This is a genomic window from Nostoc sp. NMS8 (assembly GCF_017115045.1).
Classification (GTDB): Bacteria; Cyanobacteriota; Cyanobacteriia; order Cyanobacteriales; family Nostocaceae; genus Nostoc.
Genome location: NZ_JABXKK010000116.1, coordinates 211,210 through 234,549 on the forward strand (window position 1 = coordinate 211,210; position 23,340 = coordinate 234,549).

The 23,340-nt window shown below is 41.1% G+C and carries 23 protein-coding genes, 1 tRNA gene and 1 pseudogene; 18 read left to right on the forward strand and 7 right to left on the reverse strand.

Annotated features, from left to right (window positions below):
• Positions 1 to 123: 123 nt before the first annotated feature.
• Entirely contained in the window at positions 124 to 633 is a 510-nt protein-coding gene (gene moaC / locus HWQ39_RS31905; RefSeq protein ID WP_292853954.1) for a cyclic pyranopterin monophosphate synthase MoaC, read from the reverse strand.
• A 34-nt stretch (positions 634 to 667) separates the two neighbouring features.
• Between moaC and HWQ39_RS31910 the strand changes: the two genes are divergently transcribed.
• A tRNA-Arg gene (locus HWQ39_RS31910) sits at positions 668 to 741 on the forward strand.
• Positions 742 to 772: 31 nt separating this feature from the next.
• Here HWQ39_RS31910 and HWQ39_RS31915 read toward each other — a convergent pair.
• The 3 genes from HWQ39_RS31915 to HWQ39_RS31925 form a co-directional block, all read right to left on the reverse strand.
• Positions 773 to 2,026 carry an MFS transporter gene (locus HWQ39_RS31915; RefSeq protein WP_292853955.1) on the reverse strand — a complete coding sequence of 418 codons (1,254 nt, stop codon included), beginning with the start codon at positions 2,024 to 2,026 and terminating at the stop codon, positions 773 to 775.
• Between the two features lie 132 nt (positions 2,027 to 2,158).
• Positions 2,159 to 3,172: a glycosyltransferase family 2 protein gene (locus HWQ39_RS31920; RefSeq protein ID WP_292853956.1), complete on the reverse strand. Its 1,014-nt coding sequence runs from the start codon at positions 3,170 to 3,172 to the stop codon at positions 2,159 to 2,161.
• A 14-nt stretch (positions 3,173 to 3,186) separates the two neighbouring features.
• A complete protein-coding gene (locus HWQ39_RS31925) occupies positions 3,187 to 3,891 on the reverse strand; it encodes a C40 family peptidase (protein WP_292853957.1) in 705 nt (234 codons plus the stop codon).
• Between the two features lie 9 nt (positions 3,892 to 3,900).
• Here HWQ39_RS31925 and HWQ39_RS31930 point away from each other — a divergent pair, with 9 nt between their 5' ends.
• The 9 genes and pseudogenes from HWQ39_RS31930 to HWQ39_RS31970 all read left to right on the forward strand — a co-directional run bounded on the left by HWQ39_RS31930 (position 3,901) and on the right by HWQ39_RS31970 (position 14,802).
• Entirely contained in the window at positions 3,901 to 4,833 is a 933-nt protein-coding gene (locus HWQ39_RS31930; RefSeq protein WP_292853958.1) for a serine hydrolase, read from the forward strand.
• Between the two features lie 313 nt (positions 4,834 to 5,146).
• Complete coding sequence (locus HWQ39_RS31935; protein WP_292853959.1) at positions 5,147 to 6,430, forward strand: proton extrusion protein PcxA; 1,284 nt, start codon at positions 5,147 to 5,149, stop codon at positions 6,428 to 6,430.
• Between the two features lie 296 nt (positions 6,431 to 6,726).
• Positions 6,727 to 6,937, forward strand: a pseudogene (locus HWQ39_RS31940) (hypothetical protein); the annotation flags it as partial.
• A 115-nt stretch (positions 6,938 to 7,052) separates the two neighbouring features.
• Positions 7,053 to 7,922, forward strand: a complete 870-nt coding sequence (locus HWQ39_RS31945) for a polyphosphate kinase 2 family protein (RefSeq protein ID WP_292853960.1) — start codon at positions 7,053 to 7,055, stop codon at positions 7,920 to 7,922.
• A gap of 492 nt (positions 7,923 to 8,414) precedes the next feature.
• A complete protein-coding gene (locus HWQ39_RS31950; RefSeq protein ID WP_292853961.1) occupies positions 8,415 to 9,041 on the forward strand; it encodes a chemotaxis protein CheB in 627 nt (208 codons plus the stop codon).
• A gap of 343 nt (positions 9,042 to 9,384) precedes the next feature.
• Positions 9,385 to 11,280, forward strand: a complete 1,896-nt coding sequence (locus tag HWQ39_RS31955; RefSeq protein WP_292853962.1) for a CheR family methyltransferase — start codon at positions 9,385 to 9,387, stop codon at positions 11,278 to 11,280.
• Positions 11,281 to 11,628: 348 nt separating this feature from the next.
• Positions 11,629 to 13,728 carry a PAS domain-containing sensor histidine kinase gene (locus HWQ39_RS31960; RefSeq protein ID WP_292853963.1) on the forward strand — a complete coding sequence of 700 codons (2,100 nt, stop codon included), beginning with the start codon at positions 11,629 to 11,631 and terminating at the stop codon, positions 13,726 to 13,728.
• Positions 13,729 to 13,782: 54 nt separating this feature from the next.
• A complete protein-coding gene (gene miaE, locus HWQ39_RS31965; RefSeq protein WP_292853964.1) occupies positions 13,783 to 14,379 on the forward strand; it encodes a tRNA isopentenyl-2-thiomethyl-A-37 hydroxylase MiaE in 597 nt (198 codons plus the stop codon).
• An 18-nt stretch (positions 14,380 to 14,397) separates the two neighbouring features.
• Positions 14,398 to 14,802: a VOC family protein gene (locus HWQ39_RS31970; RefSeq protein ID WP_292853965.1), complete on the forward strand. Its 405-nt coding sequence runs from the start codon at positions 14,398 to 14,400 to the stop codon at positions 14,800 to 14,802.
• A 228-nt stretch (positions 14,803 to 15,030) separates the two neighbouring features.
• Here HWQ39_RS31970 and HWQ39_RS31975 read toward each other — a convergent pair whose 3' ends face one another.
• A complete protein-coding gene (locus HWQ39_RS31975) occupies positions 15,031 to 15,378 on the reverse strand; it encodes a hypothetical protein (RefSeq protein WP_292853966.1) in 348 nt (115 codons plus the stop codon).
• A 569-nt stretch (positions 15,379 to 15,947) separates the two neighbouring features.
• Between HWQ39_RS31975 and HWQ39_RS31980 the strand changes: the two genes are divergently transcribed.
• The 3 genes from HWQ39_RS31980 (at position 15,948) to HWQ39_RS31990 (ending at position 17,668) form a co-directional block, all read left to right on the forward strand.
• Positions 15,948 to 16,439: a GNAT family N-acetyltransferase gene (locus HWQ39_RS31980; protein WP_292854027.1), complete on the forward strand. Its 492-nt coding sequence runs from the start codon at positions 15,948 to 15,950 to the stop codon at positions 16,437 to 16,439.
• A gap of 30 nt (positions 16,440 to 16,469) precedes the next feature.
• Positions 16,470 to 17,147 (forward strand): ComF family protein, encoded by a 678-nt coding sequence (locus tag HWQ39_RS31985; RefSeq protein WP_292853967.1) that lies wholly within the window; start codon positions 16,470 to 16,472, stop codon positions 17,145 to 17,147.
• Between the two features lie 65 nt (positions 17,148 to 17,212).
• Entirely contained in the window at positions 17,213 to 17,668 is a 456-nt protein-coding gene (locus HWQ39_RS31990) for a PPC domain-containing protein (RefSeq protein WP_292853968.1), read from the forward strand.
• Positions 17,669 to 17,731: 63 nt separating this feature from the next.
• Here the strand turns inward: HWQ39_RS31990 and cobS are convergent, their stop codons facing one another.
• Complete coding sequence (cobS, locus tag HWQ39_RS31995) at positions 17,732 to 18,505, reverse strand: adenosylcobinamide-GDP ribazoletransferase (protein WP_292854028.1); 774 nt, start codon at positions 18,503 to 18,505, stop codon at positions 17,732 to 17,734.
• Positions 18,506 to 18,880: 375 nt separating this feature from the next.
• Between cobS and HWQ39_RS32000 the strand changes: the two genes are divergently transcribed.
• From HWQ39_RS32000 to psbM, 5 genes are all read left to right on the forward strand, one after another.
• Positions 18,881 to 19,333: a hypothetical protein gene (locus tag HWQ39_RS32000; RefSeq protein ID WP_292853969.1), complete on the forward strand. Its 453-nt coding sequence runs from the start codon at positions 18,881 to 18,883 to the stop codon at positions 19,331 to 19,333.
• Positions 19,334 to 19,560: 227 nt separating this feature from the next.
• A complete protein-coding gene (gene tgt, locus HWQ39_RS32005; RefSeq protein ID WP_292853970.1) occupies positions 19,561 to 20,709 on the forward strand; it encodes a tRNA guanosine(34) transglycosylase Tgt in 1,149 nt (382 codons plus the stop codon).
• A 78-nt stretch (positions 20,710 to 20,787) separates the two neighbouring features.
• Positions 20,788 to 20,925: a photosystem II reaction center protein K gene (locus HWQ39_RS32010; RefSeq protein ID WP_006195022.1), complete on the forward strand. Its 138-nt coding sequence runs from the start codon at positions 20,788 to 20,790 to the stop codon at positions 20,923 to 20,925.
• Positions 20,926 to 21,109: 184 nt separating this feature from the next.
• Entirely contained in the window at positions 21,110 to 21,406 is a 297-nt protein-coding gene (locus HWQ39_RS32015) for a 2Fe-2S iron-sulfur cluster-binding protein (RefSeq protein WP_292853971.1), read from the forward strand.
• A gap of 249 nt (positions 21,407 to 21,655) precedes the next feature.
• Entirely contained in the window at positions 21,656 to 21,772 is a 117-nt protein-coding gene (gene psbM / locus HWQ39_RS32020; RefSeq protein WP_084227279.1) for a photosystem II reaction center protein PsbM, read from the forward strand.
• A gap of 351 nt (positions 21,773 to 22,123) precedes the next feature.
• Here the strand turns inward: psbM and HWQ39_RS32025 are convergent, their stop codons facing one another.
• Complete coding sequence (locus HWQ39_RS32025; protein ID WP_292853972.1) at positions 22,124 to 22,975, reverse strand: universal stress protein; 852 nt, start codon at positions 22,973 to 22,975, stop codon at positions 22,124 to 22,126.
• Positions 22,976 to 23,340: the final 365 nt, after the last annotated feature.

The following is a 23,340-nucleotide window of genomic DNA, read 5'->3' on the forward strand; positions in this document are numbered from 1 at the left end:
TTGTTGACCTGACTTGCGATCGCTTCGCTAACACCACTAGTGGTCTGTCCCATTAATTCTTAGAATTTTCCCCTCCGCACCCCGCACCCTGCCCCTCTGCCTCTTTTCAATGCCCTGAAATAGTCAGCTTATCGGCGAGAAATAATCTTCTGATTTCCCGCCACTCTTGCTTATTAAACGAATGGATTCAATTTGAATCGACTTTTCTAAAGCCTTTGCCATATCGTATAAAGTCAGGGCAGCGACAGAAACAGCGGTTAAGGCTTCCATCTCTACACCAGTTTCAGCTTTAGTTTTGACTGTGGCTTGAATTTGATAACCAGGTAGTTGGGGATCGGGTGTAATTTCGACTGCGATTTTTTGCAAAGGCAAGGGATGACACAGAGGAATTAAAGTGGCTGTTTGCTTGGCTGCCATAATTCCAGCCAATCTTGCAGTTGCCAACACATCCCCTTTTGGTACATTTCCGGCTTGAATGGCAGCGAAGGTGGCTGGTAACATCCGCACATTGGCGGCGGCTACGGCTTGGCGAATGGTGGGTGCTTTACCCGTCACATCTACCATCTGTGCCTGTCCTTGGCGATCTAGATGGGTTAGGTTCGCAAAATTAGATGGAAATTTATCTTGCGTCATTTGGTTAGAACGTGTTAATATAGATTGTCGGTGAGGGCGTGTAGCTCAGTGGACTAGAGCACGTGGCTACGGACCACGGTGTCGGGGGTTCGAATCCCTCCTCGCCCGTTTTTAAGAGTTGAGAGTTAGGAGTGATGAGTTAAATTTCATCACTCCTAAGTTTTAAGTCGTTTAAGGCGTAAGCATCTGGAGCTAGACCTAGTGCGAAGCGTAGGGAATTGGATAAATTTTTGCTCGATTGGGTGAGAAAGATCACAAGTGCTAAAAAAGTGATTGCAGCACCGTAGCCAAACATATTCCGGTAGCCTACAAGTTCGGCGATGATACCCAAAAGAGGAGCAGCGATCGCAATCCCCATATCAAGCCCAGCTATGCATATAGCAAAAACTTTTCCCCGTTCTTGAGGCAGGGAGCGGTCTGCCATCATCGTGATCATCATCGAGATGAGTGTACCACCACCCACACCTTCAGCGATCGCAGCCAGTAAGAAAATGATCGCGCTGTTAGCCTGCCACAGCAGTAGTAACGCTACAACGTAGCAACAAATAGCAAAGGTAATAAATAAACCCCGACCGAAGCGATCGCTTGCCTTACCAGAAAATATTCTGATACTAAAACTAGAAATTGCCGCAGCTGTGAAAAACAGTCCGCCATTGAAGTCCACATTAGTGGATTTGAGGAACAGCGACACAAAGGTATGTATAGCACCAAGTGATAAACCAACCAGCAACATAACTATAGTTGGAACTTTCACCCGTGGACTGACCAAAATTTGCCAAAAGTTGCGATTCCCTCCTTCAGTTTGCTCCTGTGTTTGCACTGGCGGATTAGTGACTTGTACAATCCCCAAGAAGGCGACAAAACCCAATTCAGCAGATAACAAAAATAACGGGCCGTAACCACTTGTAGCTTCTAAATACCCTCCCAAGGCAGGGCCAATTGCTAAACCAATGGGAGTTGTCAGGCTCATGTAACCAATGATTTCACCACGAGTTTGGGCGGGAGCTAAATCTGCGACTAAGGCACTGTAGCCAGTGGTAAAAGCAGCAACACTAATGCCGTGAAAAATTCGCACCAGAATTAACAATCCAATAGATTGGGTTGCTAAGTAACCAAAGGGTGCGATTGTAGCAACTATTGTCCCAATCAGCAAGACAATTTTGCGGCTACGTTCATCGGCTAGCCGTCCCAGCGTCGGGCGAGATAGTAATAACCCAATGGCGAAACTGCCCATAACCAGCCCAATTTCTTGCTTGCTTGCGCCCACTTCATCAATGTAAAGCGGTAGGGTTGGTAAGAGCGAAGATATACTCGACCAGAATAATAAACCTGCTGTAAATAAAACAAGCAGGCTAGGCCGTAGTTCGGTGTCAAAGGTATTAAATGCTTTCAAGGTAGATGCGATTTAATTGGTCATTAGTCATTAGTCATTTGTCATTTGTCCTTTGTCTAGAGTCAACCAATATTTACTCTTAATTATTTACTAATGACCAATGACCAATGACTAATGACTACTATTGTTACCTTACTTAACATTTTTTGCTACTACTTCTCGCACGCGATATATGGGCCGTCCTTGGGATTCGTGGTATGTACGCATGAGTAATTCTGCTAAAAGACCGAAGCAAAACAACTGCACTCCCGTAACAAGTAGCAGAACTGCTAAAATCAGTAAGGGGCGATTGCCAATCATCTCACCGAAAGCCAATTTGACGAAAGTCAAGTAAATGCCGATCGCAGTGCCCGAAAACATTGAAATCAAGCCCAACAGCCCAAAAACGTGCATCGGACGGGTGAGGAATTTTTTCATAAATAGAATGGTTAACAAATCCATCAATACCCGGAATGTCCGCCAAATTCCATATTTACTGCGGCCAAAGCGACGGGCATGATGACGTACAGGTACTTCGGTAATTCTAGCTCCTTCGATGTATGCCAAAGCAGGTAAAAATCGATGTAATTCGCCGTAGAGGTTCATATCTGCTAACAGTTCGGGACGATAAGCCTTCAGCGAACAGCCATAATCATGAATATTCACGCTAGTAGTACGCCGAATTAGCCAATTGGCAATTTTGGAAGGAAGTAACCGATTTACAGCACCATCTTGACGTTTTTGCCGCCAACCACTCACTAAATCGTAACCTTCATCCAGCTTTGCTAATAACATGGGGATATCAGCTGGATCGTTCTGGAGATCGGCATCTAAAGTGACGATCGCTTTACCGACTGCATAATAAAATCCCGCAGCCATCGCCGCCGTTTGTCCGTAATTGCGACGTAAAATCACCGCTTTTAAATCAGAACGGATTTGCCCCTCTTGTTTGAGAAAATCCCCAGAACCATCTGTAGAACCATCATCCACACAAATGATTTCATAGCTTATCTGATTAGAGGCTAAAGTAGATGCGATCGCTTCTAGTAAAAGCGGCAAACTTTCCACCTCGTCATGTATTGGCACCACCACTGAAACATCTGGGACAATTGCTGAAATCCCCCCATTTTCCCCCATCACCCCTTGATCGACTAACCCACTCCTCATAAGCCTCAGCACCCTCAGCGTCTCTGTGGTTCGTAACTCTTAAAAACTCTACCAGCACCCCGCAACTGCTGATAATATGACTGACTAACCCGATCTCCCTGTTCCGAAAGAACATCAATGCCAATTCCATCCCGTCCCTGATCTTTCCCAGAACTATGAATATAATAACCATCGGCCAAATAAAGTCCGACATGGGTGGCTTTTTGGTTAGTTCCAAAAAATACTAGATCCCCAGCTGCCAATTCGGCAATCGTAATTGGTTGAGTGAATCCTTCTTGTTGATAGGCATCTCTAGGTAGCCAAATACCTACCGAAGCAAACGCCGCCTGCATCAACCCAGAACAGTCATAATTTGGCCCAACCGTACCACCCCAAAGGTAATAATTTGATTGCTGCATCGCTTTTTGGGTAAAGGCGATAATCTCAGTGAGGAATTTTTTAATTTCAGATTCAGAAAATGTTGCCGCCTGATAAGGTACAGTAGCAGGTTGTAATGAATCCAAATCTGAAAGAGATACCCATCCTGGATAGTCATCTTCACATAAATACACTTCGATTGCTAAATTTTGATAATTTGATGTTACCCATAAATGTCGCCCAGATGCGGCTTGAGTTGCTAAACGCGTACATTCAGGAGAATCATATAAATTCAAGTCAGCGAAACACTGATACTCTCCTGATTTTGGATTTTGGATTTGTGATTTTAGATTAAAGGACATTATTAGAGAATGATTTTTTTTAATAAAGACGATCAACTAGAAAATCTGGGTAATGGCATTTTAGATGCAGCTTGGGCAGAATTTCCAACTTTAGCGCGTAACCAAATTGCCCTGACTTGGGTTGTTTACGATCCCCCAGTGCGAGTAAATACTGGTGGTGCGCTGACTCCTAACGCTTTTTGGGATCACCCAGTTCGTGGTTTTACCTATCGCGGTGTTGAACGGATTTATCCTGCTAGTGTAGTCAAGTTATTTTACCTGGTGGCGGTAAACGAATGGCTAGAAAAAGGCATGACTCAAACTTCCAAGGAGTTAGAGCGAGCCTTACGCGATATGATTGTAGATTCTAGTAATGATGCTACTGGCTTGGTTGTGGATATTTTGACTGGCACTACCTCAGGGCCAGAATTACCAATTGGGCCCTTTGAAACCTGGAAATATCAGCGTAATATTGTGAACCGCTATTACCAATCATTGGGTTGGGAAGAAATGGAGACAATTAACGTCTCTCAAAAAACTTGGGGTGATGGCCCTTATGGACGGGAACGGGCGTTTGTGGGAGAGTTACTGGAAAATCGCAATATGTTAACCACAAATGCGATCGCTCGCTTACTGCATAGTATTGTTGGTGGGGTGGCGGTTTCAAGTGGGCGATCGCAAGCTATGATGGCTTTACTAAAACGTCCTCTCAATGATTTGTCCCCTGATGCTGAAGAAAATCAGGTAACAGGTTTCTTAGGCAGTGGAGTTCCAGAAAATGCTCAAATTTGGTCAAAAGCAGGTTGGACAAGTCAAGTTCGCCATGATGCCGCGTATATTGAGTTACCAGAACAACGTCCCTATCTCTTAGTAGTTTTTACTGAAGGAAAAGCACAGGCTAAGAGTCGGGCTATTTTGCCCTTTGTTTCTAAACTAGTTGCTGAAGCGATCGCTAGTCTATGATCTACTCCTGTTTCATCGCCAGAATACTTATTTCTTCTTGTACGTCCTTCTCTGCGAGACGAACCGCGTTATTATTTCTATTGTAAGGAGTGGCATGTTTGGGGTTAATCTGCATGACTCGGTTTTAGTCATCAATTGCCCCCTATAAATCTTCTAAGTTATCGTGGGCAAGACCCCGATTATTGTATGCATTAAGATACTAGAAATTGACGGCAATTGCTGTAGTAGTATACTCAATATTTTCAACTAGTTATTACCCATTTCTCATGGTTGTATAACTATAATACATATTATCTAAATAGTCATATATGTAATGAAAGATTCATTTGCAAGAACAGCACAATCACTCCGCCAAAGTTTCAAAGGATATTTGCGATCGCTTAACCGTTGGTTATTAAATACACCAGAAAGGGCACTCTTAGAAGCTTACCAAGCCGCTCAGAGAATTAAAAGCATTGAGGATGAACATTTCGATCGCAAAAAAATATCTTCACAGTCAGGAAAATATACTGAAAATGTCATGTCTTATTGGCAAGTATATCTCAATAAGAACTTAACTATTATTAAAATCAGGCTGGCAGAATTCCAACTTAGTCGGGGAATTGTCAATATTTCTAATTCTATTTTATTAGAAAAACTAAAGGTTATTGATGAAGTCGTAGAAAGATACGCTATCAAAGATGAAATAATTAACAATAGCCAATTAGCGTCAACTTCTCAACCTCCTACAAATAATCAGAACAGAATAAAAAGACAGCCAAATTCATCTAACATCAATAATATTGATGTTAAACCTCCAACTCAAATAAATGGGGTAATTCCGGGTTCTATTGGCAAAAAAATTCATAAAATTCAAGAAGATTTTACACCCCAAACAGAAGAAGAATTTCTCAGAAATTATCGCATTTCTAGAAATAGAACAACAATTGCCTTGAGATTTTTGGTAATTCTAATTATTGTACCGCTTTTAACTCAGTTTTTATCTAAAGAATTTTTAGTAACTCCAATATTACAAAGAGTTAGAGGAGATAATATAACTCAAGTTTTCATCAATTCTGACATGGAAAAAGAAGCTCTCCATGAATTATATAATTTTCAACAATCACTGAGATTTGAATATTTTCTTAATCAAGCGCCGCCACTGACTTCAGAATTAATACAAGAAAAAATCAAAGAGAAAGCTGTTGAAATATCTGAAGAATTTCGTGTAAAAAGTAATAGCAATCTGGGTAATGTTTTTGCTGATTTAATCTCACTATTTTCTTTTGGGATAATTATCGCTCTGAGCAAAAGAGAAATTGTGATTCTCAAGTCTTTTATGGATACCATTGTCTATGGTCTTAGTGATAGCGCTAAAGCTTTTTTGATTATTTTGCTTACAGATATATTTGTAGGATTTCACTCACCTGATGGCTGGGAAGTGCTTTTGGCAGGATTAGCAGAACATTTAGGTCTACCAGCCAGTAGAAATGTCATCTTTTTCTTTATTGCTACATTCCCAGTAATTTTAAACACTATCTTTAAATACTGGATATTTCGTTATCTCAGTCGTTTATCTCCTTCAGCATTAGCTACATTAAAAGAAATGGACGAGTAATAGTCGCTTTGCTCCGAATTAAAAATTAAAAATTAATGATCCCCACAAATTGATTTATGGGCTTGTATCCTTTTCGTTTTCATTCATTGCTCATTAGTATTAATGACTTTGATTTTGCTATCACTTTTTATGAAAATGAACAAAGCGATGTTTTCGTGGCTCTGTGATGAGTTAATGAATTAATTACGAATTACGTAGCTTGCTTCTCGCCAGAGGCGAGTATTACGAATTATTTTGGTACATTTACCTCCTAATTCGCTAGGCTTATGTATATCCTGGTTCTTCTGAAGCGTGCTATGGATTTTGAAACCAAAGCCAATGCCCCAACTCCTACATGACAATATAGAGTTTGCCCAACCAACGACTACTCGTAAACCACTATAGTTATTGCGAGATACTGAGGCTTTGCTACGTCGTCCAACTGTAACAACACTATCGCCGATTTTGCCACCAAAACTGAGCAATAGATTTCAAGAAACCTCATCTCTGGCAGATGAATCCTTTAAAAGCAATGCGCCCTATGCCAAAGCGACAAAAATAATAGATTAATAAATTATAATTTTCAGTCATTAATACTTCCAAGTATGCTTGGCTATTAATTAGCAATTAGGAGATTTTATACATGAATCATGATGCTTTTATTGTTCCGCCAGGTTCAAAGATTTCTCTGAAAAAAAACTATGACCCAGCTTATAAGACTGATTTTCATGAAAAAAGTGATGCTGCGATCAAATTACAGAAAGACATTGAACGACTAGCTAATTACCAAAATATTCTCTATGCTCAAAACACCTATTCTTTGCTAATTATTTTTCAAGCAATGGATGCTGCTGGCAAAGATAGCACTATTAAACATGTGACTTCTGGTGTGAACCCACAAGGATTTCAAGTGTTTAGTTTTAAGGGGCCAAGTGCGGAAGAATTAGACCATGATTATCTGTGGCGCTCAATGAAGGCTTTACCAGAAAGAGGTCGAATTGGTATATTCAATCGTTCTTACTATGAAGAAGTGTTAGTAGTTCGTGTCCACCCAGAAATGCTGAATAAACAGCAACTTCCTCACTTTCCTGAGGGAAAAAAGATGTGGAAACAGCGTTTTGAAGAAATTAATAATTTTGAAAAATATTTGGTAAACAATGGTGTGATTATCCTGAAGTTTTTTCTAAATGTCTCGAAATCAGAGCAGAAAAAACGCTTTTTAGAACGGATTGAATATCCTGAAAAAAATTGGAAATTTTCAGATAATGATGTCCGAGAACGAGCTTTTTGGGATGATTATATGAATGCTTATGAAGAAGTTTTTAACAACACTAGTACTAAATGGGCCCCGTGGTATATTATTCCTGCCGATCGCAAATGGTTTACACGCCTCACTGTTGCCAATATCATCTGCACAAAACTAGAAGAATTAAATCTGCAATACCCGACAGTTAGTGAAGAACATAAGCAGCAACTTTTAGAGGCGAAACGCATTCTAGAGGAGGAAGATTAACCTATAAATGTGATAAATAAAGGCAAGAAATACTGAAGTAGTTGAGATATATAGCAATTCGATTTGATTTTTGAAGTTATAGCGGATCTCGTTCACGGGTATTGCCTCTACACCTTGCGATATAATTTTGTACTGCATTTGAGTGGGAATCGCTATATTTGCGTAAGGGAATAGGGAATAAGCCTTTTTGAGTTGAGGGCGAGTTTTTTAAAAAATCAAATAGGAGCTTTAGAGGATGTTTGAAAAGTCCTCTTGTCGGTATGAAAAGTTTTAGATCCCCCTAAATCCCCCTTAAAAAGGGGGACTTTGACTCCGGTTCCCCCCTTTTTAAGGGTGGTTAGAGGGGATCAAAAGTGCCTAAAGTTACAGAGAAATACTTTTCAAACAACCTCTTATACTGTAAAATTTATTGAAAGAAAGATTTAAAAACTTAACTTTATTAATGCTATCTGTAACTAAAAAAGTTACGCAGATAGTAATAGATGGAAAATCATGATTCAGATGGCAGAAAATGCCAAAAATCATCCACCTCACTTTACTAATACTGCCTTTGATGTAGTAGCGATCGCAGCCTCAGCAGGCGGTCTGAATGCTCTAGTTAAAGTGCTATCAACTCTACCCGCAAAATTTCCAGCCGCGATCGCCATTGTGCAACACCTTGACCCCCAACACCGCTCGTTCATGGCAGAAATTCTCAGTCGGCGGACAGCTATTATTGTCAAACAAGCACAAGAAGGAGATCGTCTTACCCCCGCAACGGCTTACGTTGCCCCACCCGATCATCACTTGTTGGTTAACGATGACGGTACACTTTCCTTATCACAGTCGGAATTAGTACTTTTTTTACGTCCTGCGGCAGATTTATTATTTAAATCTGTTGCCCTTATTTATCAAAATAGGGCGATCGCTGTTGTATTAACTGGAACAGGTAGTGATGGGGCTAGGGGAGTAGAAGCGATAAAAAAAATGGGCGGTACTGTTATTGTCCAAGACGTAAAAAGCGCAGAATTTTCCGGGATGCCCTCCGCCGCCATTCAAACGGGCAATGTAGATTTTATTCTCCCCCTTGATGAAATTTCTAGCACCCTTGTGACTTTGGTTATAAAAGAATTTAACTAAGGAACGTGAACCATAGCAGTTCTTGTTCACATGAGGAACACCCATAGGGGCAATTTATGAATTGCCCCTACTTGCGATATAATTTTGTACCAGAATTGAGTGGAAACTGCTATATATCTTAGAGTTCAACCAACTTAGTATGAGCCTTTGATAAGCTGTTACGCATTTAAGTTGCACATCAACTGATGAGGTTGTCCTTTGTCAATTGTTCTTTGTCCTTGGTAAACACAAATGACTAATGACGGTCTACACAGAAAATAGTGCAATATGTAGGCGCGTTAGCTTACTCGTAGACTCAGATCGGAACTGCATTCTTTTGCCACCTGCTCGCGGCCTCTACCCTATGACTTCCCCCGAAAAAGATCCAAAGTTTGAAAATTTACTGATTTATCTTAGACAAAACCGGGGATTTGATTTTACAGGCTATAAGCGATCGACTTTGATACGTCGGGTACTTAAACGGATGCAGCCATTAACTATAGAAAATTTTGAAGAATATCAAGACTATCTAGAAGTTTATCCAGAAGAATTTAATTATCTTTTTAATACTATCCTAATTAACGTTACTGCTTTTTTTCGAGATTTATCAGCTTGGGAATATATCGCACAAGAAATACTGCCTAATCTGATTAGAAATAAAAAAACTTCTGACCAAATTCGCATCTGGAGCGCTGGCTGTGCTTCTGGAGAAGAAGCTTATACCTTAGCAATGTTGATGGCTGAAATATTGGGAGCAGAGGAATTTCGCCAACGAGTGAAAATCTACGCTACAGATGTAGATGAAGATACTCTCAATCAAGCTAGGCAAGCTGTATATTCAGCTAAAGATGTCCAAACAGTGCCAGATGAACTGCGCCAGAAATACTTTGAAAGTGTTGGCAATGGCTATGTTTTCCGCCAAGATTTGCGTCGCTCAGTGATTTTTGGTCGCCACGATCTACTTCAGGATGCGCCTATTTCACGGTTAGATTTGCTAGTCAGCCGCAATACATTAATGTATTTTAACTCTGAGGCTCAAGGGCGAATTCTGGCCCGGTTTCATTTTGCACTCAACGATCATGGCTTTCTGTTTTTGGGAAAAGCAGAGATGCTATTGATGCATTCTACTCTGTTTCTGCCACTGGACTTAAAAAACCGGATATTTACTAAGGTATCAACGGTGAATCTACGCGATCGCCTCTTAGTTATGGCAAATTCAGTAGATGATGAATCTAGCAGCCGTTTGGCTCGACATGTCCGCCTGCGAGATATGGGTTCTGACACAGCCCCAATTGCCCAAATAATCATTGATATCAATGGCACTCTGGTAATGGTAAACGAGCAAGCGCGGACTTTGTTCACCCTTTCTCCCAAAGATTTAGCTCGTCCCTTCCAGGATCTAGAACTTTCTTATCGACCGGTTGAATTGCGATCGCTAATTGAACGGGCTTATACTGAACGCCGCCCTGTGACCCTCACAAATGTAGAGCGCTATTTGTCTAACACAGAAACCCAATATCTGGATGTGCAAATTACGCCTTTACAAGAAACAGACACCACCTTTTTAGGGGTGAGTATTTCCTTTCATGATGTCACCCGTTATATTCAACTCCAAGATGCCCTGCAACGTTCCCAAGAGGAATTAGAAACTACCAACGAAGAACTCCAATCTACTAATGAAGAATTAGAAACTACTAACGAAGAACTCCAATCTACCAATGAAGAACTAGAAACTACTAACGAAGAACTCCAATCTACTAATGAAGAATTGGAGACGATGAATGAAGAACTCCAATCGACTAATGAAGAATTACAGACAATTAATAGCGAACTGAGCGATCGCACCACAGAATTAAATCGCACAAACATTTTCCTTGGCTCTATTCTCAAAAGTTTCCAAACGGGAATAGTGGTAATTGATAGCAGTTTTAATATCTCTATTTGGAATTATATGGTGGAAGATTTATGGGGTTTGCGAACTTATGAAGTAATTGGAAAGTCTATTTTCAGCCTAGATATTGGGCTACCTGTTGAGCAGTTGCGATCGCCTATTCGCGACTCTCTATCTGGGAAAAAACAGTTTCAAGAAATGATCATTGATGCTACCAATCGTCGGGGTAGGCAAATAAAATGTTACTTGGCAATAACTCCACTACTTGGCATTGAAATGCGAGGAGCAGTTTTGGTGATGGTAGATATAGAGAGAGTCAATAGTATGATTTCTACTCAAGAGATAGAGGAACGGCAGCAACAGGATTAAAAATTAAAAATTAAAAACAGGGATTGAAACCCCGACTTTAGCAAGCTCCAAAGGATAACTGATGCTGCTATATGATGTAGACGTATTCAACCCTTTAATTTAGCGATAAGAATGCTGAAGGGCATTTTATTAGGGGAACTCCAAGAAATAAATTATCTAAAATTATGGGGTGGGCATCTTGCTCGCCATACAAACTGGGCTATTGTGTCGCCCACCCCACAGGAATTAATTGGATATTTTTTATTTGGAAGTTCCTAAACTCTTGCTTACTCTAGTCGCTTTACTGAAGCAGAGGTCAGTTTTCCTTCTGCATTTCTTGAGCAAAGCAATTATTGGAGAAAACTACAAATGACTAAAAAAAATTTTAACCCCGCGATTCTCGAAGCGCATCAACGACTGGAAAATCTCTCACAGCTTGCAAGTCTGGTGGTAGAAAAATATATAGGAGAGAATTCCCTTAGAGAGCTTTTGCAACAAGCGATGACCGAAATCTCTATTTCTCTGGAAGAGTTACAGCAACAAAATGAGGAATTGATCGCTACACGCCATTTGCTAGAAGCAGAAAGACAGCGTTATTACGATTTATTTAACTTTGCCCCAGATGGTTACTTGCTTACAGATGCTACTGGAATTATTCAGGAAGCTAATTATGCTGCGGCTAATTTGTTGAAGGTACGCCAGTCTTACCTGATTGGTAAACCACTGGCTGTATTTGTGCATCAGACACAACGGCAGAAATTTCGTCAAATTATGCTGCAATTGCAACAGCAGGGGCAAATCCGCAGAGAAGAGTTACAGATTTTTCATGAAGAAGGAAGTACAGACTTTCCCGCAGAAATAACAGCGATCGCTGTGCAAGATAGTCAGGGTGAAACTGGAAACTTGCGCTGGTTATTCAGAGACATTAGCGAACAGCAAGCTGCGCTACGCGAACGCCATCAAAAAGAACAGAAAATTCGCGAACAAGCTGCCCTACTAGACATCACAACAGACGCAATTATTGTAGAGGATTTGCACAACCAAATCTTATTCTGGAACCAAGGCGCAGAGAAGATGTACGGCTGGCAAGTTCAGGAAGCTCAAGGAAAAAACGCCTGGGAACTTTTATCTAAAAAAACCTCACCTCTTCTATCAGCGGCTCAGAAAACTGTTATTGAGCATGGAACATGGCAGGGAGAGTTGCATAAATTTAGAAAAGATGGTGTGGAAAGAATTATTGCTAGCCGCTGGACGTTGATGTTTGATGCCGTCGGCTTGCCTAAATCAATCCTGATTATTGACACCGATATTACTGAGAAAAAACAACTCGAAACTCAGCTATTGCGTAGTCAACGTTTAGAAAGCTTAGGCACTCTCGCTAGCAGTATCGCTCACGATCTCAACAATCTTCTTACTCCAATCATGGGAATTGCTCATCTGCTACCCCTAAAATATCCCCATCTTGATGATGTTTCGCTGCAAATGCTGAAGATGCTAGAAAGCAATACCAAACGGGGCGGTGATTTGGTGGGGCAAATTTTGTCATTTACCGGTGGTTATGAAAGAGAACACACAATCGTGCTTGTATCGCAACTCATCGAAGACATCAAACAGATAGCCCAACAAGCATTTCCCAAATCGATCGATATCAAAACAGATATAGCGCCAAATATCGGGATTGTTGCTGGAGACAGCACCGAACTACATCAGGTGTTGATGAACCTAGTAGTCAATGCTCGTGATGCCATGCCCAATGGCGGTAAACTCTCTATTTCTGCCACCAAGGTGTTGATCGATGAAAACCATGCCAGGATGCACATAGGCGCAACAGTTAATTCTTACGTAAAGATTACAGTTGCGGATACTGGAGTTGGTATTCCCTCAGAAATTATCGATCGAATTTTTGATCCCTTTTTCACCACTAAAGAAGTGGGTAAGGGTACGGGACTGGGTTTATCTATATTGACGCGCATCGTCAACAGCCACGGTGGTTTTGTGGAAGTAGCCAGCGAAGTAGGAATTGGAACTAAATTCCAAGTATACCTGCCAAGCAAGGAGGGCAATATTTCTCAACGAATAGATGAGATAGAACTGCTAAGAGGTCAGGGAGAATTGATTTTAGTTGTCGATGATGAAGTAGCCGTCACTCAGATCACCAAAACCACACTGCAATTTTATAACTACAGAGTACTGACTGCCCAAAATGGGATTGAGGCTATTGCCCTGTACACCGAGCATAAAGATGAAATTAGGCTGGTGGTAATGGATATAATGATGCCGTTAATGGGTGGGAAAACAACCATCAGCACCTTGCAAATCATCAACCCCAATGTGCAAATTATTGCCATGAGTGGATTAGCTAGGTCTAAGGCATTAGTACAAACTACGGGTATTTGTATCCAAGGCTTTTTAGTGAAACCTTTCACCGCCAATGAATTATTGAGCCTTGTTCAAACAATCTTCCGTTAAAATCAATTTGCTAGGATACTCAGCTAAATTAAAATTCTGGAGTTTTCTGACTCTGTGCTTACTCAGTTACCGACTATCAACATCCTAAAACAGCCCACTAGCTTTGCTTGGGTTGAACAAGCGATAGCTAACTTAGACATTATATTACTCGACCACTCCCACTGTGAACGCAAAGCGGCAGGCGTGGCCTTGAATATGATGTTTCGCTACCCTTCCAATACTAAAATGGTGCGGGAACTAACTGCGATCGCCCGCGAAGAACTAGAACACTTTGAACTAGTTAACCAATGGTTAGAACGCCGGAATATTCCCCTGGCTCCCCTACCACCGCCTCCCTACGGCGCGGGTTTAAAAGCGACAGTACGCACCAAAGAACCTGAGCGATTTCTGGATTCCTTACTAGTTACTGGTTTAATCGAAGCTCGCTCTCACGAACGCCTGGGACTACTAGCTGCTCACTGTCCAGAGCCAGAGTTAGCAAAATTTTATCGTGGGCTAATGGCATCCGAAGCGCGTCACTACGGTATATATTGGGTTTTAGCTGCTACTTACTTCGACAGAGAAATAGTCATGCAACGGCTTGATGAATTGGCAACTGTCGAAAGCGAGTTGCTGGCGACTTTGCACCCAGAACCTAGAATTCACAGTTAGTAGACCAGGGGAACAGATATGAAGCTTCAGTTAACACACCTGAGACTACTTGTCTCAAACTATAAAGATTCTTTTCTGTTCTACCGGGATCTGCTCAAATTTGATGTCGATTGGGGCGATGAAGATAGCGGATATGCTGAGTTTAATACCGGATATTTCAAACTAGGTTTGTTCAAAAAAGAATTAATGGCTGAAGTAGTCCCCAGAATCGAACAGCCTTCTTATGTTGCCAGTCGAGATAAAACTGTCTTAGTTTTCGCAGTCGATAACGTGGATGAAGTCTATGAGCAAGTAAAGGCTCAGAATGCGATCGTTGTGACTGAACCACAAGATCGCTCAGACTGGGGAATTCGCACAGCCCATTTCCGCGATCCTGATGGCAATCTCATCGAAATCTACAACAATCTCGGAATTATCAGTTAATTTTAATTACAGTTTTAATAGTCAAGCCCACTTCGATAATTCAGGTTCACTGTCTATGTAGATGGTGGTTTTTTCTTTCTGACTTTATTCATTTAACCAAGGAACGACAGACCGAAAATTGTACCCGGTTCAGCAATAGCAGTTGTTGTCAACTGACCGCCAAAATCAAACCTACAGTTTTGGTATGTGTCACATCTTTCTGCTAAAAAGCCATCCTTCAAAAATATCTTAATACAGCATTTCATTAATTTGTGGCAAATTAAATTTGGCAATACCCGACAATATTAATGCATCAGCTTGCATTGTTAATGTATCGGCTTGCACTGTTAATGTATCGACTTGCATTGTTAATGTATCGGCTTGCACTGTTAATGTATCGACTTGCATTGTTAATGTATCGGCTTGCACTGTTAATGTATCGACTTGCATTGTTAATGTATCGGCTTGCACTGTTAATGTATCGACTTGCATTGTTAATGCATCGACTTGCATTGTTAATGTATCGGCTTGCACTGTTAATGCATCGACTTGCATTGTTAATGCATCGACTTGCATTGTTAATGTATCGGCTTGCATTAAAAACGCTACGCTTTTACACCATGTTCTTAATGCTTAGAGGTTGTTTGAAAAGTGTTTCGCTGTAACTTTAGGCACTTTAGATCCCCCCTAACCCCCCTTAAAAAGGGGGGAACCGGAATCAAAGTCCCCCTTTTTAAGGGGGATTTAGGGGGATCTAAAATTTTAGATACCGACAAGAGGACTTTTCAAACATCTTCTTAGAGACTTCTAAATAAAAAATATTCAATTAACTCTTGTGGGGTGGGCAACATGAGCGTTCAGTTTATATGGCTCTCGTGTCGCGACCCCACAAAATTGCATAATTTATTTCTTGGAGTTCCCTTATGTCATTGCGAAATCCCAAAGTAACACTGTAGGAATCGGAATCACTACGCTAGTTGGCACAAGCGCCTGCTAGAGCAAGTCCTGACGTAGATTACAGAATCTCCGTACCTTCAGGTCGGGGAGTATCAATGACACCTTGAGAGTATCGTCTAAAATAGACTCTGCCATAAAAGCTATTTGCTGGGTAAATTGGGATATAGATGCGGAAAATTTTTCTGTGTAAACTTGACCAGCAAATGGTAATGAAAAACTATTATCAAGATTTTATAATTCGTGATTGGGTGCAAAGCGATCGCACAAGAGCCGCCGAAGTCATCAGTTATGTATTATCAGAATACGGTTTGGGTTGGGAACCAAACGGTGCTGACCGAGATGTGCTGCGAGTAGAGGAATATTATTTAGCTACTGGGGGAGAGTTTTGGGTAATTGAACACCAAAGCCAGTTAGTCGGTACTGGAGCATACTACCCCATACACCGAGGCGAAAAAGCTGTAGAAATCCGCAAAATGTATCTTTTGCCCAGCATCAGGGGTTTGGGATTAGGGAAATATTTGTTACAACAGCTAGAAGCAGCGATCGCAAAGCGTGGTTTTCAGGAAATTTGGATTGAAACCGCCAGTGTTTTGGTGGAAGCAGTCAAGCTGTATGAAAGCAACGGTTACACTCCAGCAACAGGAGTAGAAACAACAAGGTGCGATCGCGTGTATGTGAAGTCATTAGTCTTTGACCAATGACTAATGACTAATGACTAAGGACAATTCTAAATGCAAATTTGGATTAAAAATCTCACAGGCTTACTCAATCTTTTTCTCCAATCCCATTGCCCCCTATGTCAACGCGCAACTTCTCAAGAATTCTGTCAGAACTGCACTAGACAACTGCAAAAATGTCAACGTAAAGACCCCATTTCTCTATGGCAAGAGCCAATACCAGTGTTTGGCTGGGGGGAGTATGGTGGCCCAGTGAAACGAGCGATCGCGGCGATGAAATACGAAAATCAACCCCAGATAGCTCGTCCTTTGGGTCAATGGTTAGGAGAAGCATGGTTGTTAAATTCACCGAGGCGAGATAGCCAGCCTGTGGTAGTTCCCATCCCACTCCACGCTAGCAAACAAAAGCAACGTAAATATAATCAAGCCGCACTGATCGCACAAAGCTTCTGCGAAATAACTGGATTAAAATTGAAACTAAACGGTCTAGTAAGAGTGCGAGAAACAGAAGCGCAATTTGGTTTATCGGTATCTAAACGAGAAAAAAACTTGACTCAAGCTTTTGCTGTTGGGCAAGAATTTCGCCATCGTCCCCCAAATGTTCCAGTGTTGTTAGTGGACGACATTTATACTACTGGTGCTACTGCCAGGTCTGCTGTGCAAACACTTCGTCAGTATGGAATTGTAGTCTTAGGATTAGTAGCTGTAGCCACTGCTGTCAAAGACGGATGAAGGACTGATTTTCTTGATAAATTGACCGAATTATCCTATTTTTGTAGAAAAATTGCTTGAAATATATGAATAAAGTTTCTACGGCAGGTTTAAAGCAACTCATCATCATTCCTGCCACATTGCTGGCAATCGGCATAAGTACAAGTGCAGCTTTTGCTCAAAATAAGTTGTATAGTCCAATTCCTTTATCTAACAGTACTGAAATTACTGATAGCCTCTCAGACAAAGACATTCCCACTGGTCAAGGTGGGTTTGCTCGTGATTATACAGTGAAGTTAGAGAAGGGCGATAATTTAGCAGTTGATCTGTCATCTGAAAACTTTGACAGCATCATCACACTACTAGCGCCTGATGGTTCGACTCTGGCAGAAAATGATGATGGCCCTGATGGTACTAGCAATTCCCTATTATTTACTCGCATCGTAGAGACAGGGAATTATGTGATTCGTGTCCGGTCTTTTGGGGAAACTGGGGTTGGGGCTTTTAAACTCAAGGTGACAAAGTTGCAACCGATTAAATGAAGTGGGCATTGGGCATTGGGCATTGGTTAATTAATTCCTTTTCCCCTGCTCATTACTCATTTATTAAAAAACGGTAAACATACAGAGAAATAAGGCTTCAGTCCACTCAACGACTGCGCCGTAGGTATCTCCAGTGTGTCCGCCTAGTTTGTGGTTGAACCATGCACCAGTTAAACTGGCGATCGCACTTCCAACTACGATCATTGCCAGTGCGAGAAATAGTTGCTGTTTATCTATCAGCCAAAGTAAACCACTCAAACTTAACAACAACAACAATCCTGGTAATAAATCTTTGTAAGAACGAATGGCTTGTTTGTGAAATGCACCTTTACCAGTTGCTTTTAGATAGGGATATCGGGCGATCGCTAGTTGCTGTCCCCAACGTCCCCAGCCACAAGCAGCCATCAGCAATAACCAACGGTTTTCTGGCATATCTGTCAAGGCGGTTATTTTCAGTATCACCAAGGCGATCGCAGCCATTGCCCCAAAGGCTCCTGTGGCACTATCTGTCATCACCTCCAATCGCCGATCTGGATCGCCCACAGCCAAACCATCGGCAGTATCCATTGCCCCATCTAAGTGCAATCCTCCTGTGATGCCAATCCAAACACTTACTACCAAAGCACTACGAGTTAGCACGGGCATACCAATATAATCCATCCCCGTATCCACTAACCCTAAAATTCCCCCAATTATCAACCCAACAAGCACTGCAAGACGTGCCACTCCCCGAAAGTCCAATCCGCTCAAATACGGCAGTGGAATAATTGTATAAAATATGATGCTAGCTGCCAGCTTTAACAGCAGCTTTTTCCACCACTGTTGCTGTTTCGTCATCGGAATAACATTAATTTTTGGTAAACTGCTGGATAATAGTCTTGATTTCGGTACAACCGACATGACCAGACTTTAAAACTTTAGATAAGATTTACTTCTACCAAACATTCTCCTTGAAAATTTTGTTATGCTTGTCTAAGTGATAAGTAAATAATCTTAGGTAGTTTTTATACAAAAACGAATGATTTAGGAAGTGAAAATTCCATCAGGGAGCAAAATTTGTGTTTTGTATTCGTTAACTAAAAACTTCCTCCAAATTATTAGACGATTGCCCCATAAAATTGATATTTTTTTAAATGTAGGGAGTAAACAAGCTACTCAATTATGACAGTTTAGCTATGTTGCCGCTCTCCTTAACTCAATCGCCATTTTCCTATGAGTCACCATCTACCCGACACCAGGATACCAGCTCCGTGCATTATTAACACGGGCATCATTGTGAATAAGCTCGACATCCGGCGATTGCTGGCAGATTTAGGTCGAGTCCACTACATCTACACCCAAGAAGATAAGGTACTGAGCGAGGGTGAAGGGGATGTGATGGAAGTTTTTGCCAATCCACAAAGGTCTACCTTAGTGGCTAACAATGCGTTATATCTGAATGTTTGTAGTTTTGATTACTTGGAACTCAAACAGTCACCGCAGCAAGAAACCTACTTCGATTTGATGCAAGAAGGAGTGTGTCTGCGGTTGATTCCCCGATCAACCCCTTTACAAGAGCGACGAGAGCGAAGCTTCAATGTCAGTGCCATAGAAGCGATGATGGAGCAAGTACTCTCCGCTAGGTGGGATGCAGAAATCGACGATGACTGTTCTGATTCTTTCTAAATAACAATTATTTTGAGTATATACTCGTAAAGTTGGTAACTAGGTTAGTAGTGAATGCTTAAGTATTCACTAAAATTCAATTACCAGTTTTTATATTTGTCCATAATTTAGCCAAATAATATTAATTTTGCCCTAATACCATTTGGTTTTATGGCTGCTAGTTATGGATTTCTGAAACTCTTGATCAATTAGCGTTTCACAATCCAAAATCTAAAATCCAAAATGGCATGAGTGCGAATTTTTCTTTTCAATGTCTTGCTTGCTGTAGCCAAACCAAAGCTAGAGCCGGAGTGTTTTTCACCCCTCACGGTCTTGTCGAAACCCCCAGATTTATGCCAGTAGGAACGCTGGCAAATGTCAAAACTATCACCCCAGCCCAGCTACGAGATACTGGGGCACAAATGATCTTATCCAATACTTATCATCTTCACCTACAACCAGGCGAAGCGATTGTGGCTGGAGGTGGTGGGTTGCACAAATTTATGGGATGGAATGGCCCAATGCTCACAGATTCGGGTGGGTTTCAGGTCTTCAGCCTCAGCGAGATGCGAAAAATTACTGAAGAAGGTGTAACTTTCCGCTCACCCCATGATGGACGAATTATTAACTTAACACCAGAACGCTCCATTGAGATTCAAAATACTTTGGGGGCAGATGTGATTATGGCTTTTGATGAGTGTCCACCCTACCCAGCGACTCGCGAAGAAGTGGAAACCGCAACTGAGCGCACTTACCGCTGGTTAGAACGCTGCATAACGGCTCATCAAAACAGTGAGCAGGCTTTGTTTGGAATTGTGCAAGGTGGCGTGTATTTGGATTTGCGTTGCCGTGCGGCGGAAGCTTTGGCTAAATTGGATTTGCCCGGATACGCCATTGGTGGCGTAAGTGTGGGAGAACCACCGGAAATGATGGCTGAGATTGTCAAAGTGACAGCACCACTTTTACCCCCCGATAAGCCACGTTATTTGATGGGTGTGGGTACTTATCGGGAAATGGCGATCGCGATCGCATCTGGTGTAGATTTATTTGATTGTGTAATTCCCACCCGCTGGGCGAGGCATGGAACGGCGATAGTCCAAGGCGGACGCTGGAATTTGAAAAATGCTAAGTTTCGTGAAGATTTTACGCCATTAGATGAAACTTGTCACTGCTACACTTGTCAAAATTTTAGCCGTGCTTACATCTCTCATTTAGTGCGATCGCAGGAAATTTTGGCTTATACCTTGTTGAGCATTCACAACATTACCGAGCTAATTCGCTTTACGCAAAAAATTAGAGAAGCAATATTGAGCGATCGCTTCGTCGCGGAATTTGGACACTGGCTCAACTCATCTGAATCAGCGCCAGATGAGGGGGAAATTACAAATGACTATTGACCAATGATCGATACTCAAACCATGTTAAGATACTTCTCAATTATGAAAGCTGTGTTGGATAGTTGGATTTAAACAAACATGGAAGCAGCACTTTTATTAGCAAAACTGCCTGAAGCTTACCAAATCTTCGATCCTTTGGTAGACGTTCTCCCAGTCATCCCCGTATTCTTCTTGTTGCTTGCTTTCGTTTGGCAAGCAGCCGTAGGATTTAGGTAAGTTAATCTATTTTTCAATTTATAGGACAGGTACTCTACCTGTCCTATTTTTTGTGATGCTATATTTGAGAAAGTTAACATTTATTAATATTTTGTAATGAATTAATATAATAAATATGATCTTAATCTAGCCATGTCAATATGAAGCCTTGAAAGCCAAGCTTACAGTCAAGGAGGAGTCAGTTATGGGCAATATCAAATTTGTTAAAGAGAATAAAGAAGTAGTAGCGGCAGATGGTGCTAATCTCCGGCTTAAGGCGATCCAAAATGGTATTGATATATATACATTGATTGGCAAGATGACCAATTGCGGTGGTAATGGTCAATGTGGTACTTGTGTTGTAGAGATAGTCGAAGGACTAGCAAATCTTTCGCCCCGCACAGACGTAGAAAACCGGAAATTCAAGAAAAAGCCGGAAAATTACCGCCTTGCCTGTCAAACTTTAGTGAATGGCTCAGTCAGCGTAGTCACGAAGCCTTAAGTTATTTTGTATCCAGTCAGTAGTCAAAATACTTACCAAAATTGAGTAAACTCAATTTAAATTTTGCTAGCGCAGCGTTAGCGAGTCCGCGTACCCTTACAGGGAAGCAAGCTACGCTTTTAGCGTCTGTCTGCGACACGCTGCGCGAACGTAGAGAGCGTCATTTTGAATTTGGAATTGGTATAATTCGGTCATCGATAATGGTATCCTAATGTTGTTGACTGGAAATTTAAGAGAGGCTTTCTTGCTATGCAAGTTAATGACCTGGGGTTCATAGCGAGCATTTTGTTCGTACTAGTCCCTGCTGTGTTTTTACTAATTCTGTACATCCAAACTGCTAGCCGCGAAGGTGGAAAAGATAGTTAAGAGTTTGCGTATAAAATAAATAACCCCTGCACCAATAGTGTAGGGGTTTTTATTTATCAACTTAGTGCTGTTAGCACATGCTGAGGTAGTAAAGACAAGACAAATCTTATTTTTTTACTATCCTAGTCCAACAATTCTTATAGTTGTACCAATTTAATGTGAAGTTGCAGATATATTGATCCCCCTAAATCCCCCTTAAAAAGGGGGACTTTGATAGACGTTTTTCCGGTTCCCCCTTTTTAAGGGGAGCCAGCGCGGTCTTGGGGGTTTCCCCCATGAGCGACTGGCGTGGGCTAGGGGGGATCGAATTCTATGCAGCTTCATAAAGAATTGGTATTAGGACTGTTTACTTTAAGCGATTGTCCGTGCCAACAATACCGGACAAGTGGCATTGACTCGAACATAGTCAGACAAAGAAGATCCGATGAGTCTGTCTATATCAACAAAACTCTTAGCGATCGATGGACGGCGATCTGGAGAACCGAGCAATAATAAGTCTATATTCAACTCCTCAGCCAATCGACAAATTTCTTCACCGGGTTTGCCGCTGCTGATATAAGAACGAGATTGAATACCTTGTTTTTCAGCTTCCGCAACTGCGGCTGCTAAAACTGGATTTTTATCTGAGTTAACTTTAGTTATTTCCGATTTTTTCCCACCTAAATCTGTACTAATATTTGCCAAAATTAACTCACCGCCTGGAATATCTCGCAGTAAAAACAATGCTAATTTTAAGCAATTTTTTGCTGAATCAGAGTTGTCTATTGCCACCATGATGCGCTTAATTCTTTTAACATAAATGTCATCTTTTACCAGCAACATGGGGCGAGAAGATAGCTGGAAAACATACTGGCTGACTGAGTTTGATAAAATCGATTGCAGCCGCTTCAGTCCGCGTGAACCCATAATAATCAAGTCAGCATCGATTTCATCAGCTACTTGGCAAACTACATCTTTGGGGTCGCCTTCCCGTAAAATGGAAGAAACCTGGCTAGGATCTAAGTTCAAAGTTTGAATAGCATTCGCCAGAATTTTACCACCATTTTCCCATTTAGTTGTCATGGTAGTAGCAGTACTTTGTGCCTGAACAACATGCAAAATTGTGACTTTTGCAGATTGAACTGAAGGGATTTCTTTCAGGGTTTTGAGCATTTCTTCTGCGTGTCCCAATCCCGATACAGCCAGCAAAATTCTTCTGATCATATTACGTATTTTTTGTGAAGTTTACTTTTTTTCGCTGTTAGTACTTGGCTTTGGTCGGATTTTCACCACCTTGCTCGATAACCTAGTTAGTAAGTTGGCACAAATAAACTCTGTCTTTTAGTATTTAACACTCAAATAAATGGCAAACTATAAAAAACTAAACAAATGTTTAAGTTTATTTGCACATAGTTACTTAAACTTTCAACTAGATTTCAAGTATTAAGCATACTCTCAATTTAGTCGGATAAACTTAATAAATTATGATGTTAGCTATTATTTTTAATCTATGTTTACTTTTTTTAATTAGAACTTAGTTAAGTATTGCAAAGAAATGCCAAAATAAATCTTCAGTAAAATTGATTCAG